This window comes from Brevibacillus laterosporus LMG 15441 (assembly GCF_000219535.2).
In the GTDB taxonomy this organism is placed as follows: domain Bacteria; phylum Bacillota; class Bacilli; order Brevibacillales; family Brevibacillaceae; genus Brevibacillus_B; species Brevibacillus_B halotolerans.
On record NZ_CP007806.1, the window covers coordinates 2,717,987 to 2,733,520 of the forward strand.

At 45.4% G+C, this 15,534-nt stretch carries 2 protein-coding genes; both read right to left on the reverse strand.

Features of this window, described 5'->3' with window-relative positions:
* Positions 1 to 113: 113 nt before the first annotated feature.
* On the reverse strand, positions 114 to 7,769 hold the full coding sequence (locus tag BRLA_RS11945) for a non-ribosomal peptide synthetase (RefSeq protein WP_003337716.1): 7,656 nt from the start codon (positions 7,767 to 7,769) through the stop codon (positions 114 to 116).
* A gap of 18 nt (positions 7,770 to 7,787) precedes the next feature.
* Positions 7,788 to 15,437 carry a non-ribosomal peptide synthetase gene (locus tag BRLA_RS11950; protein WP_003337717.1) on the reverse strand — a complete coding sequence of 2,550 codons (7,650 nt, stop codon included), beginning with the start codon at positions 15,435 to 15,437 and terminating at the stop codon, positions 7,788 to 7,790.
* Positions 15,438 to 15,534: the final 97 nt, after the last annotated feature.

Sequence of the window (15,534 nt, forward strand, 5' to 3'; positions counted from 1 at the left end):
CCCTAGGTATGTATGAGTGAACATAACAAGGAAGAGATATGTGAGCCGTAAGTTGTTTTTGAGCCTAACAGCTCACATTCCCTTTTAACCCTTGTTAACAGGACGGCAGTAGACTAGAGATTATTGATAAAGTCAGCAATGTCGTCCAGTTCTTCGAAGGTTAGCTCCTCGTCACCTACGTCACTTGGGGTGATATCAGGGCCTTCTTTTTGCAAGCAGTGATTGATAATCAAGCGTAAATGGTGCATGTAACGATCTACTAATTTGGCGATTGTGCTGTCTTGATAATGCTTTTGACTATACAAGATTTGAATGTGCAGCTGTTTCTCACTTACACTCCCGATCACATCCAACTGATAACTGCGATTGCTATTGGGACTAAACAGTGGACCTTTAGGCATGTCAGAGGGTTGCAACAGTCCCTCTCCTTTCGCCTGCTCGAATTGCCCCAGATAATTGAAACTAATTTCAGACTTTCTAGTGAGTTGGCAGCCTTCACACTGGTCTGAGCCAGCGAGATAGGTAAGGATTCCGTACCCAATCCCCTTTTGTGGAACTGATCGTAGGGATTCCTTAGTCGCCTTAATTTGATAAGAGAGATCATGCTCAGAGCTGATAGTCAGATTGACAGGATACAGGGAAGTAAACCAACCGATCGTTCGACTGATGTTGATTTCTTTAATGATATTTTCACGTCCGTGCCCTTCTAGATCGACTAGTATGTTGCTCTCTCCTGTCCACTCGTGAATCGTCCGGGCAAGCGCTGTGAGCAACAAGTCGTTAATCTCTGTATGATAGGCTTGAGTAGCATGCTTGAGTAGGTTATCTGTCTCTTCACTTGTCAAATGAGCTACTTCACTTTGAAGGTCCTGCCATTTATTCGTTCCATCCATATGATCTTGTGGCAACGGCTGTATCTGGATTGTTTCGAGCTTTTTCCAATAGTCCCATTCTTTAGCGATCGTTTTACTGTCAGCATACTCCTTCAGAGCCCGTGCCCAATCCTGATACGAATGCGTTTTGTCAGGTAGCTGAATCACTTCTCCTCGTTGTACTTGGTCGTAGGCAGTCTGTAAATCTTCTAATAAGATTCGCCAGGATACACCGTCTACGACCAAATGGTGGATGGTAAGCAACAGATGATCGCCCCACGCTGTTTGAAATACGGTTGCTTTGAACAGCGGGCCTTGGGTCAAGTCGAGACTCTCTTGGATACGAGTGGCTTCCGCCTCGATTCGTGAAGTCAAAACGGCTGAGTCGTACTCGTTACGTAAGTCGATGATCGCAAGGCTGAATGCTTTCTCGTCTGCTTCTTTGACCCCTCGATTGATCTGTATGACATGACCGACCGATTCCATGGAATAGATCATTCTCAATGCGTCATGATGACTGATTAATTCTGTCAGGACAGCCCGAAGAATCTCCACTTCTAAACCAGTTGGAGCATGCAACATCACCGATTGATTCCAGTGATGCTGGTCAGCCATTTGTTGAGCAAAAAACCAGTGTTGGATGGGTGTCAGCGGAACCTCTCCCACGATTTCCTCTTGAGTCGCTACACTTTTCATCTGTTTGACATAGAGACTGAGCTCTTCGATGGTCGGATACAGGAAAATCTGATTAATGTCTGCCTTCAATTGATATTTGCCCAAACGAGCCACGATCTGGATTGCGTTAATCGAATCACCACCGAGTTCAAAGAAGTTATCCTGAATCCCAATACGATCAATCCCTAGTACCTCAGCAAATATCTTTGCTAGCAGCTCTTGCGTTTCGTTGGTTGGAGCGACATATTGTTTCCCGTATTGCTCATCGGTGCTGGGCAATGGTAAGGCTTTTCGGTCGACTTTACCATTGGTTGTCAAGGGTAGCTTCGGCAAGGTTATGTAGAACGTCGGAATCATATAGTCCGGTAGGTGTACGGCAAGGTATTTGCGCAGTTCACCATAATCAGGAGCTTCATCTGCGACGATATAAGCACATAGGACTTTTTTGGATTCTAATTCCTTTGGCTCCACAACAGCCATCTGAATTGTCTCGAAAGCATTCAAACGACTTTCTATCTCCCCAAGCTCGATGCGATAGCCACGAATTTTGACTTGTTGATCTTTACGGCCGAGAAATTCAAGATTACCGTCTGGGAGCCAGCGGGCGATGTCACCCGTGCGGTACATCCTTTCTCCCTCAACAAATGGATTAGGGGTAAATGCCGTATTAGTAAGATCGTCCCGATTGAGATAACCACGTGCCAGACCAGCCCCGGAAATGCATAGCTCACCTGGCACCCCGATTGGTTGAAGCTGTCCATGATGGTTTATCACATATATGAATACATTATTAGCGGGTTTGCCAATCGGGATATTTGGCAAAGCCTTGGTCACTTCATAGGACGTTGCTAATACCGTGTTTTCTGACGGACCATAGTTGTTAATAAATCGGCATGGCTGTGGGATAAAGCGATTCAGCTTGTCACCGCCTGTGTTCAAGATGCGCAGGCTCTGTGTCGGCCATTCCATGAATAATTCAAACATTTGGGTCGGTAGATAACTCACCGTAATCTGATGTTGTTGATAGTAGCGGTGCAAACGCTCGATATCATAGCGCACCTCATCACTAAGTAGATGAAGAGTGGCCCCTGAAGTTAAGCAAGGGAAAATCTCCCAAATGGTTGCATCGAAACTGAATCCAGCGTATTTGGTCATTCGATCTTGCGAGGTCAGCTCGTACTTCTCCTTAACTCCACAGCAGAGATTAATGAGTGAACGGTGTTCAATCATCACACCTTTTGGCTGCCCCGTAGAGCCGGAAGTAAAGATGACATATGCCAAATTGCTGGAGGTATTGACCGGCTCTAAATCATCAGTCTCACCCTGATACAGGGAAGCATCGGAGAGAGCCAAAATGTCTCCGTCAAAAGCCAATGGGATTGGTAATTTGGTATGGATTAACAGCCACTTACTACCTGCCTCTTTAAGCATATAGTCCATCCGCTCAACAGGATAATCTGGAGCAATCGGCAGGAATGCACCACCGGCTTTGAGCACTGCGAGTACAGCAATTGCCATTTCCACTGAATGGTCTGCGATGATGGCTACGATGCTTTCCGAACCAACGCCTTTGGATCGCAGCTTGCGGGCTAATTGATTCGCTTTTTCGTTGAACTGCTGGTAGGTCAATTGTTGCCAATCATCTATGAGTGCAATGTGATTTGGGCGTTTTTTAGCATGGTATTCGATTAGCTCATGCACCAGTTGATGAACAGGGTAATCCACTTGCGTATCGTTAAAAGTAGTGAGTAATTGTTTTTTCTCCTCTGGCGTTACCATGTCAATCTGAGCAAGCAATTGATCCGAGTCTAATACCACTGCGCTAATGATTTGAATCAAATGCCCCGCCATACGCTCGATGGTTTCTTGTTTATACAGAGAGGTACTGTACTCCCAATCAAACATCAGTTTGCCATCCATTTCTGCGACCTGAACTGTCATATCAAACTTCGCTACCTTGTATGGATAGGCGTAGTTGTCAATTGTTAAAGCCGGCAGATTTTGATCGGTAAACGTTATATTTTGTACGGCAAATGTCATGTCAAACAATGGATTACGACTAAGGTCCCGACGCAGGCTAAGCTTGTCTATCAGTTCCTCAAGTGGGTAATCCTGATGCTCATAGGCATTTAGCAGGTTCTCTTTTACTTCACTCAGAAACTCTCGGAAGCTCTTGTTAGCAGTCGGTTTGTTACGCAGTGCCAAGGTGTTGACGAACATCCCAACCAACGGCTCCAACTCAGCATGTTGACGCCCAGCGATAGGTGAGCCGACTATAATATCTTCCTGACCGGTATATTTAGAAAGCAACACATTATACGCCGCGATCAGAGTCATAAATAATGTCACCTGATTGTGCTCGCAGAAACGGTTAATCATCGCTGTCTGCTTCTCATCCAAGGTAAAGGTGTATCGATCCCCCTTAAACTGTTGAACAGAACCACGCGCATAGTCTGTAGGCATATCAAGCACTGGTAACTCACCTGAAAAGGTATGAAGCCAAAACTCTTCCTGTCGCGCAGCCTCTCCGCCTTGCATCCGAGTTTGCAGCCAGGCAGCATAATCCTTGTATTGAATACGCAGCTCTGGTAATTCTTTTCCAAGGTAGAGTTGGTTAAACTCTTCAACCAAAAGCTTCATGGATACACCGTCAGAGATGATATGATGCATATCCACAACAAGAACAAAGCGTGTGTCGCTAACACGGATGATTAGGCCGCGTACAAGTGGCGCTTGGCTCAAATCAAATGGTTGAATGAATTGTTCGATCATCTTATTCAATTCTGCTTCGCTCGCCTTTGGTGCTTCCCTCACCTCGAAGGACACTTCCAAATTTTCATGTACCTGTTGCATGAGAACACCATCTACCAATGTAAAAGAGGTTCGTAGCGCTTCATGGCGATCCATCAAGCTTCTCCATACAGAGCATGTACGCTGTATATCGAGAGATCCCTGAATAGAGAGCATCAAAGGCATGTTGTAGCTGGTTTCTGCTCCTTCGAACTGTTGGATTACATAGAGGCGTTTCTGCGCAGAAGTGGTACCATAATATTTTTTATGGTCAATTTTTTCGATTGTTTCATATTCGCACGTGGTAGCATTACGGATAAAATCAGCCATTCCGCGAATCGTCGGACATTGAAACACTGCCTTGAGTGGAAAAGTAATTTCTAGCTGCATACTGATGCGTGATGCAAGCATGGTCGCTTTGATTGAATGACCGCCGATACTGAAAAAATTGTCCTTCACTCCAACCCTCGACTGCCCCAGCACTTCTTCCCATATCTGGACAAGTGCAATCTCCAACTCATCTGACGGTGCGATATATTCGAAGCCCTGTTGGAGTTGTTCGCTAACCTCAGGAAGCTGGTTGCGATCAACCTTACCGTTTGGTGTAAGTGGGAGTTTTTCCATTCCAACAAAATAGCCTGGAATCATATAGTCAGGTAAGCTTTGGCCAAGTGCCTGTCGGAGTTCATCTGGCTCAACATCGTTGCCTACGTAATAGGCGACGAGATAGACAAGTCCGCTAGAGTCTTTGCGATCAACCACAATAGCGTCCTGCACCTTTGGATGTTGCAACAAAACATGTGTAACCTCGCCGGGCTCAATACGATAACCGCGGATTTTCACCAAATGATCGAGACGTGAAACGTATTCTAGGTTTCCATCCCAAAGCCACTTAACCACGTCACCAGTACGGTAGATACGCTCACCGGGTAGGAAGGGATGTGGAATGAATTTTTCTTCGGTCAGCTCATCGCGATCCAAATAACCTCGTACTAAGCCTCCCCCTCCGATGCACAGCTCTCCTGGAACACCGATTGGCTGGAGATTTTGCTTTTGATCAAGGACAAAAAGTTGAGTTTGGTTTACTGGTTTGCCGATAGGAATTGTGAATGCATCTGCTGAAACCTGTTCAACCGAATAATATGTCGAATAGACCGTATTTTCCGACGGACCGTATAGATGAATAAGTCGGTTCGGACCAAGATATCGCATCGCTTTACGGACGTGGTGAACCGAGACCTTTTCCCCACCAAATAAAATCTTGTGCAACGGAGCTAAACAGCGTAAGTCTGCGTCCACCACCGCGTTGAATAAAGCCGTTGTCATCAGTGTCATGGTAACGCCATTCTTCGTGATTACCCGGGGCAGTTGAGTCATGTCGAGCATCTCTTCACGTTTAATCAGCACCAATCTAGCGCCATTGAGCAATGCTCCATAAATATCAAAGATAGAGCCGTCAAAAATATAGTTCGACAACTGCAAAATCCGGTCTTGTTCACGGATATTGACATAATTAGGCTTAACCACAGTCCTTAACACGTTGGCATGAGTAGTCAGATTCCCTTTTGGATTGCCTGTTGAGCCGGAAGTATATTGAATGAGCGCAAGTGTTTGTCCGTCGCTCTGAGGCGGCAGATTGCTCGCATCACCTTGGTAGAGAGAGCTGTCATCAACAGGAATGGCTTCGACCCGCCATGGATACACATTCATTAGCTGTGCTTGGGTCAATACAAGTTGAACACCAGCATCCTTTAGCAGGAACCCTATGCGCTCTGCCGGAAACTGAGGGTCAATGGGTAGATAGGCCCCTCCTGCTTTGAGTACGGCCAGCATGGCCACAATCATCTCAATGGACCGGTCTAATACCAACGCAACCGAACGCTCTTCCCGAATTCCCTTCGCTTGCAGATGGCGGGCCAACTGATTGGCTTTCTCATTTAATTGCTTATAAGTTAACTGATCGTCTCCGAACACGATGGCGATGCTATCTTTTTGACATTCGGCCCAGGATTCGAATACCTCGGCAATGCTTTGAGTGTAAGGTTTATGGCATTGTTCTGGGTTAAATTGGTTGAGTAGCCGCTGTTTTTCCTCATCGGTGACGATTTCGAGCTGATTGACTACAATTCCAGGGTCAGCTGATATCTGCTCCATCATCTTAATCAGATGTCCGCTTATCCCTTGAATTAAATCTGACGTAAATCTTTGCCCGTTATAAATAAACTTAAGTAGCATTTGGTCGTCAGATTGGGCGGCTAGTATATTAAAATCGTAGTTGGTTTGCTCAAATACCTCGATATTCGATATGTGAAGACCAATTCGCTGCTCCAATTCGTCCGTACTGATTCGTGATGGATAGTTTTGGTACGCCAGCAGATGGTCAAACAAATTTTGCTGAAGGCTAGACTGCTGTTGAATATCGGCAAGCGACACATAGTCATACGCTTCACAATGAAGTGCCGCACTTTTTACCTGCTGAAGCAGGTCCTCAAAGGTCAATCCGTCTTGTATCTGAACGCGAACTGGGATCGAGTTGATAAACAGCCCTACAATTCTCTCCACATCCGGGATATCAGATGGACGGCCGGAAACAACTGCGCCGAACACAACATCATCAGTGTTGTTATAGCGTTGAAGCAGGATACTCCACACTGCCTGAAATACATGGTTCATCGTAACCTGATACTGGCGTGCAAGTCTGGTCAGCTTAGCAGTGAGCTCTGTCGATAAGGTCACGAGATATTCCTGCGGTTGATAGCCATTCTCTGACGGAGATGGTGATAGCTGAGCCGGTACGCTTACCCGTTCCTCGTAGCCTAAGAGATACTGTTTCCAGTAGGCCAATGCCTCTTCTCGATCCTGATTTTCCAGCCATTGAATATAGTGACTGTACGGTACCACAGCATCTAATGTAAGAGGTAGATTGTTACTCACCTGCTTATAGAACTCGAAAAACTCTCCAAGAATGATTCCAAAGCACCAGCCATCCATTAAGATATGATGATAGCTCCAGATGACTTGATAGGTAGCCTCCCCTGTCTTGAGTACAGCCATACGAGTGAGCAAGTCACTGGACAAATCGAATCCTTTTGCTTTGTCCTGCTGGCAGAAAGCTTCCACTTGGTTCCTTTTTTCTGCATCGGGAAGAGACGAGATGTCCTCATAATGTATGGTCGTACTACGCTGCTTCAAAACAATCTGAATCGGTTCATCTAAATCCTCGTACATGAAAACCGAACGCAGAATATCGTAACGATCAATAAGCAGGTTAAGACTTTTTTGGAGGGCCTCAAGATTTAGCGGCCCTTCCAGCTTGAAACGCATCTGCTCAAAGTAAGCGTTATGCTTACGATCCAGTATGTGATGAAATAGCATCCCTTCCTGGAGAGGGGACAGCCGTTGGATTAGCTTAATCTCTGCATGTTCTCCCATTTGGTTTACTACCTCTCCTTAGATTTTGATAGATTTGAGTTTCCCTGATATTTTAGTAAGCTTGTCGATAGAAAGCTTGTTGTAGCCTACATCACTTGGGGTCAGATCGGTACCTTCTTTCGTAAGACAGTGGTCGATGCAGCGAATCAATTGGGAACGGTACATCTCAGCAAGACGTTCAATCGTTGCTGAATTGTATTGCTGGGAGCTATACATCCAGTGCAGGGTCAATTGGTCGTCTGCAACACTGCCCGTAATGTCGATCAAATTGCTACGGTTACTTGACGGGCTAAATAAGGAGCCCGTCGGCATCTCAGCTCGTTGGAAACCAGTTGAGGATTTTCCATGGCCGAATTGCCCCAGATAGTTGAAGCTGATTTCAGGCTTGATCATAGGTAGATCCTCTTTTTCCAGCGAATTGTTCATGTACCGTAAAATCCCGTAGCCGATCCCCTTATTCGGAATTTGACGAATGGATTCTTTGATCATCTTAATTTGATAGGATAGATCTGAAATATAGGACATATCTAGCACAAACGGATACATGCTAGTAAACCATCCGACGGTACGGCTAATGTCGACAGTATGGATGATATCCTCGCGACCATGACCTTCAAGCTCGACGGCAAAGCAATTCTCACCTGTCCACTCATGCAAGGACAATCCCAATGCGGTCAAGAGCAGATCATTCATTTCGGTCTGATATGCATGATGAACGCTCGTGAGCAGGTTCTTTGTCGCATCTTTGGATAGTGCTGATGTGATCACCTGCATGTCGCCCCATGTATTTCCACCAGCTAAGTAATCTGCCGGAATACTTGCCACCTTGCTCTTTTCTAGCTGAACCCAATAATCTAGTTCCCTATGCACTGTTTTTCCTGAAGCATAATCCGCCAACTCATTTGCCCAGTGCTGATAGGAATGCGTCTTCTGCGGTAGGTTGATGGGTTGCTTGGAAAGGGCTTGTTGATAGGCATTTTCCAAATCCTCAAGGATAATGCGCCAGGATACACCATCAACCACAAGGTGATGAATTGCGATCAACAAATAGTCAACTTGTTTCGTACGGAAAAGACCTGCTTGGACGAGTGGCCCCTCCTGCAAATTAATGCCAGATTGAATACGCGTTCCCTCGCGCTCAAGGCGGACCCTCACGTCCGATTCATCACACAAATCAAGTACTTCTAGAGTAAACAGCTCTCCTGTGTTGCTTCGATTTATCTGACAAACCTCAGCGATAGCATCTTCCTTGGTTATATACACCATCCGCAATGCATCATGATGTTCCACCAGTTTTTGCAGGGCTTGGCGTAGAGCTGCTTCGTCTATACCCGCTGGATGAGTTAACATCATCGCCTGATTCCAATGATGTGCATCAGTGAGATCTTGAGTAAAGAACCACCTTTGAATTGGCGTCAATCTGACTTCACCCTCAACTGCTCCTTGCTCAATTACGATGCTGGTAGCACTGATATAGGGTGTCACCTGCTCAATTGTCGGATTTTGAAACAAATCTCGGATTGTCAGTTTAAGGTTTTGACTGTTCAGACGAGCCGCAATCTGAATTGCCTTGATCGAGTCACCACCAAGGTCAAAGAAGTTATCCTTCACCCCGACACGTTCAACGCTTAGTACATCGGCCCAGATGTTTGCCAGTGTTTCTTCGATGCTGGTGGTGGCCGCAATATATTCGGTTTGAGCAAGCATTGTAGCATCTGGCTTCGGTAAAGCATTGTAATCAACCTTGCCATTAGCAGTTAATGGGAATTTTTCCATGGCGGCAAAATGGCTGGGAATCATATAATCTGGCAAAATGCGAGCCAGATGTTGGCGTAGTTCGTCCGTGCCAATCGATTTAGATGCGCAATAGTAAGCACAAATCATGTCGTTGTGTATAATAACCGCTGAGGCAATAATTTCTGGATAGGTTAAGAGTTGGGCTTCAATCTCACCCAATTCCACGCGATAGCCTCTTACTTTTACCTGTTGATCTATGCGGCCCAGATAGATCAGATTACCGTCTTGGCTCCATGAGACCAAATCCCCGGTGCGATACATTCGTCCGCCAGGCACAAACGGATCATCAACGAATTTTTCAGCAGTCAGGTCGGGACGGTTCAAGTAGCCACGCGCCAAACTGTCACCTGCCACGCATAACTCCCCTGGCACACCGATTGGCTGAAGCTGTGATGCTTGGTTTAGTACATAGACTCGGACATTGTGAATCGGCTGACCGATTGGTATGTGCGGCATCTCTGACTCGATACGATATCGAGTTGTAACAACTGTATTTTCTGTCGGGCCATAATTGTTGACCAACTGATAACGCTGAGGGGTATACGATTTGAGCTTGTCACCACCAGTCAGCAACAGACGAAGTGATTGGTTTGATTCAGGCAAATTCATGAACGCTTCGCATATCTGTGTTGGCAAAAAGCTTACTGTTATGCAGTTTTTTTCGAAATATTCGTTCAGCTGATCAATACTGAGACGGATATCAGGGCTTATTACGTGCAACGATGCTCCCGCAACTAAAGTAGGGAAAATTTCCCACACAGATGCATCAAAGCCCAAGCCTGCATATTTAGTAGTGATATCGTTTGCTAAAAGCTGATATTCACATTGGTGCCATAAAGTCAGATTAACGAGGGAACGATGCTCCACCATAACCCCTTTTGGTTGTCCCGTAGAACCAGACGTATAGATGACATAGGCCAGATGATTTTCGTTGGTTTCTGTAGGCTGCAATGCTTGCCTTTCTTGATATAGCTCTACATCAGTCAGGTCATGTATTTCTCCAGCAAAGTCAAGGGCCTCCAGATTCGTACCACAGTTAGTCAGCATCCATTTCGTACCACTATCAGATAACATATACTGCACACGATCGCTCGGATACGTCGGGTCAATAGGCAAGAAGGCTCCTCCCGCTTTAAGGATAGCGAGGACACCAACGATCATTTCTAAAGACGGATCAGCCATGATTGCTACGATGCTTTCTGCCCCCACTCCTTTTTTCTGAAGGAAAGCAGCTAGATTGTTAGCTCGACGATTCAATTCGCTGTAGCTGAGGCGTTGATCCTGATATACCACCGCAGTTTGCTCTGGGTGTTTATGCACTTGCGCTTCAATTAATGCATGGATTGTTTGGTTCAGCTCATGATCACGACTTGTCCGATTAAATCCATCGAGTAGTTGCTCTTTTTCCGCATCTGTCACTAACTCAATCTGTTCAATTGATAGATCAATCTTTTCTACCACTTGGGCGAGGATATGGACATAATGCTTTGCCATCCTCTGTAGGGTCTCACGCGTGAAAAGCTTAGTGGCATATTCCCAATCAAATACCAGCTTATCGTTCATCTCTCGCCCTTGCAGAGTAAGATCGAACTTGGCGACTTGATAGTTATATGTATACGGTTTGGTTTGTAATCCCGTGAACCCATCAAATCCCAGCTCGATATTTTGCAAGGTAAACATGGTGTCAAACAACGGATTGCGACTTAGGTCACGGCGTAATCCAAGTTGTTCTAGCAATAATTCGAGCGGATAATCCTGATGCTCGTAGGCTTTCAGCAGATTCTCCTTGACCTCATGTAGAAACATCCGAAACGTTTTATCTGCGTTTGGCTTATTCCGAAGTGGGATCGTATTGACAAACATCCCGATAATCGACTCCAGATCGGCATGTTGTCGACCGGCGATGGCTGAACCGACGATCATATCCTGCTGACCCGTATATTTGGCAAGTAATACGTTGTAGGCAGCCAAAAGGGTCATGAACAGCGTAGAACCATTTTGTGCCGACAGCTCTTTAAGTTTGTTTGTCAAATCGGTATCTATTTCAAAACCAATTCGGTCACCTTCAAAGCTTTGCATAGCCGGTCGCGGGTAGTCAGTCGGCATTTGGAGCACTGGTAATTCACCTTTACATTGTTCTTGCCAGAAAGATGCCTGCTCATCGGCTTCACGATCGTTCAGCCGTTCTTGTTGCCAAACAGCATAATCCTTATATTGAAGGTAGGGCATTGGCAGGTCTTGACCACTATACAGCTTCCCTAATTCTTGGAAAAATAAATGAATAGAAACACCATCTGCAATTATGTGATGCAGGTCGATCAGGAGAACTGAGCTTCTCGCATTCAATCGTACGAGTGCAGCCCGTGCCAATGGTGCAAGTCCTAGATCAAACGGCTGGATCAACGATGTGATCACATCATCCACATTTTCTTCCATCGCTTCCTTCACGATCAGCGGAATTTCTGCGTTTGGCTGGATGCGTTGTACCAGATGATCCTTTTTCATAGCAAAAGAGGTACGCAATGCTTCATGTCGGCGAGTCATCTCATTCAATGCATCACGCAGACGGTTAAGGTCTATCTCTCCCTCGATATCAATCATCATCGGCATGTTATAGCTGGTCTCTACACCCTCGAACTGACTGATGACAAATATCCGTTTTTGGGCAGGTGTGGCTGTATACTCATTATCCTCAGTCGGCGCTGCTAGCTGAATCGATACGTAATTCCCCATCTCCTTTTGGGTAACATAAGCAGCCAGTTCACGTACGGTAGGACGCTGGAAAATTACCTTGAGCGGCACATCGACATTGAACTGCTTATAAATACGTGATACCAGCATGGTCGCCTTAAGCGAATGACCGCCCAAGTCAAAGAAATTATCGGTCACCCCTAGCCGCAATACCCCCAGAATTTCCGACCAAATCACTGTCAAAGTCTCTTCTGTAGGATTAGAAGGAGCTACATAGATACGCCCCGATTGCATGTCTGGCTTAGGCAAAGCGCGACGATCAATCTTATTGTTGGGTGTAAGCGGCATATCTTCTAGTTCAATAAACGCCGAAGGAATCATATAATCTGGAAGGATTACTCCCAAATCACTGCGAAGCTCCTCCTGCGTAATTGGCTCGGCTGGAACATAGTAGGCGCACAAACCTGGGGTCCCCCCCTGTTCGTAAACAGTGACGAATCCTTTTTGTACCGCACGATGGTTAAGTAATTGCGCCTCAATCTCGCCTAGTTCGATTCGGTAGCCACGTATTTTTACCTGATGGTCAATCCGTCCCTGAAACTCAATCATGCCATCTGCTAGATATCTTCCCACGTCACCAGTGCGATACATCTTATAACCAGGACGGAATGGGTCATCGACGAACTTCTCTGTCGTTAGCTCTGGCTGGTTTAGATATCCTGCTCCCACATTCTCGCCAGCGATATAGATTTCTCCACTAATCCCCACTGGTTGCAATTGATTGAAGCGATTCAAGATGTAGATTTGGGTATTTGCGATCGGACGACCAATTGGTACAAGCTCTAAAAGGCTGTCTCCTGCTTTCATGGTCAGTGTGGTGACGACATGCGTTTCAGACGGACCGTAGTGATTGTACAGTTGAAGCTCATGCTTTTGAAGATAATCGATAAACGAAGCTGGAATAACTAATTGTTCACCTGCTGTAACGATATGCTTGAGATTCACAGGCAATTTCTCCACATAAAGCGGCTCTGCGATGATAAATTTAACTAGTGCAGTCGGTAAAAAAGCTGTTTCAATCTGATGTTTCTCCACAAACTGAAGCAGACGAAGCACATCTCGTTTTTCATCACTAGCGATGATGTGTAGCTCTCCACCTCTGAGCAAGGTTGAAAAAATCTCCTGCGCACAAACATCGAAACTAATCGTTGTAAATTGCATCACTCGATCGAAAGTAAGTGAGGTGCTCGCGTATTCAAAGCTGATCAGGTTTACAAGATTGCGATGCTTAACCAGAGTACATTTTGGCTTTCCCGTCGTCCCTGAAGTATAAATGGCATACAAGATGTCCTGTGAGGTATTGATTCGCTCCGGATTTTGGTTATTACGATTTTTTGAATCCGGTATTTCGGAGAGCTGTAGCACCTCACCGCTAAAGAACTGATCAACCTCTGACTTTTTGTCAGTTAACAGTAGGCGCGCTCCACTGTCCCTCAACATATAGGTAATCCGTTCCGCTGGATATTCAGGGTCGATTGGTAAATAGGCTCCCCCTGCTTTTAAAATAGCAAGCAAACCAATCACCATTGGAATCGAACGTTCCGCCAGAATTCCAATGATCTCGGATGGTTGTATCCCGCGATCACGCAAGCGATGAGCCAGTTGATTTGCTCTACGGTTCAGCTCCGCATACGTAATCGACTCCCCGTCATGAACCACAGCCACTTGATCAGGTGTCCGAGCCGCCTGTTCCTCGAACAATTGATGAATCGTTTTGTCTAGTGGATAATCGGCTGTAGTATCGTTACATTTTGCCAGCGTGTTTACATCGTCTTCTGTAACGATATTGATCTTTTGAGCAGCAATCTCTGGGTCGTGTGTGATCTGTTGAATAATCACTTGAAGATGCCGTCCGATCCGGTGGATAAATTCGTTCGTATATTTATTGGCGTTGTAATTGAATGTAAGTGTCAATTGTTTACCAGGAACGACAATTACGTTGATCCCGTAGTTGGTTTGTTCAAACGCCTCTAGCTTTCCAAGTGTAAAGCCTAAGTCGCGACCACTGCCGTAGTGTCCTAATTCTGATTTAAGCGGGTAATTCTGAAAAACAATGATATTGTCAAACATTTCTTGCTGCCCACCGTCAGAGGCCGCTTGGATATCAGCGAGAGACACATAGGCGTACTTTTCTGAGGAGAGAGCTTGCTTTTTAATCTCCTGCACGAGTTGTTCAAATGTAATCCCACTCCCACCATTGACACGGACTGGGATCGTATTGATGCAGACTCCTACAATTTTATCAATGCCCTCAATCTCTGAAGGACGACCGTTTACTACCGCACCGAATACTACGTCGTCATTGTTATTGTAGCGTTGCAACAAAATGCCCCAGACTGCTTGAAACAGATGGTTGATTGTCACCTGATATTTCTTCGCTAGTTTGGAAAGCTCTGAAGTAGCTGCTTCATCAAACTTGAAGAAAAGTTCCTCTTGACGGTAACCCGATTCGATTTTGACACCATTCGGATAAGGTGATGGTAAAGTGGTCTGCTGGTCGTAGTTTTGCAAGCAAGCTTTCCAATAATCAAGCGCCTCTTCTTGATCCTGTTGCTCCAACCATTTGATGTAGCGGCTGTAGGGTACGACTCTATCCATTGGAAGCTGCTTATTCGTGCGAGCAATTTCATACAATCTGAAAAAATCATCCATCACAATCCCGAAACACCAACCATCCATTAAAATATGATGGTAGCTCCAGATCAGATTCCAGCTTTCGTCCCCTCTCTGTACGACGGTGTATCGAGTCAATGGATCGCCTGACAGGGAAAAACCCTTCGCTTTATCCGCATTTTTCAGATCAGTCAGGTAGGTATGCTGCTGCTGTTCATTTAGATGGCGTATATCGCGATAATCCACCTTGATCGGACGTTGTTTGAGTACCACTTGTAATGGCTTGCTTACATTTTTATAAAGAAAAGCAGTGCGCAGAATGCTGTAACGACTAATCAAGTGATTGGCTGCCTGTTCCACAAGTTCGACACTTAATTCGCCTTTTATGGGAAAATCGAGCTGTTCAAAGTATGTATGTTGCTCCGTGTCTTTTAAAGAATGAAACAGCATCCCTGCTTGCATGGGAGATAAAAAGTAAATATCTTCTACATTTTGCTTGTCAAACATGCTTATACATACACCCCTCATTCCAATAATTGGTAGATTCTTCCATTGGTAGAAAAAGTATCTCCAGCACACACAGCCACAAGACCGTATCTGTGTG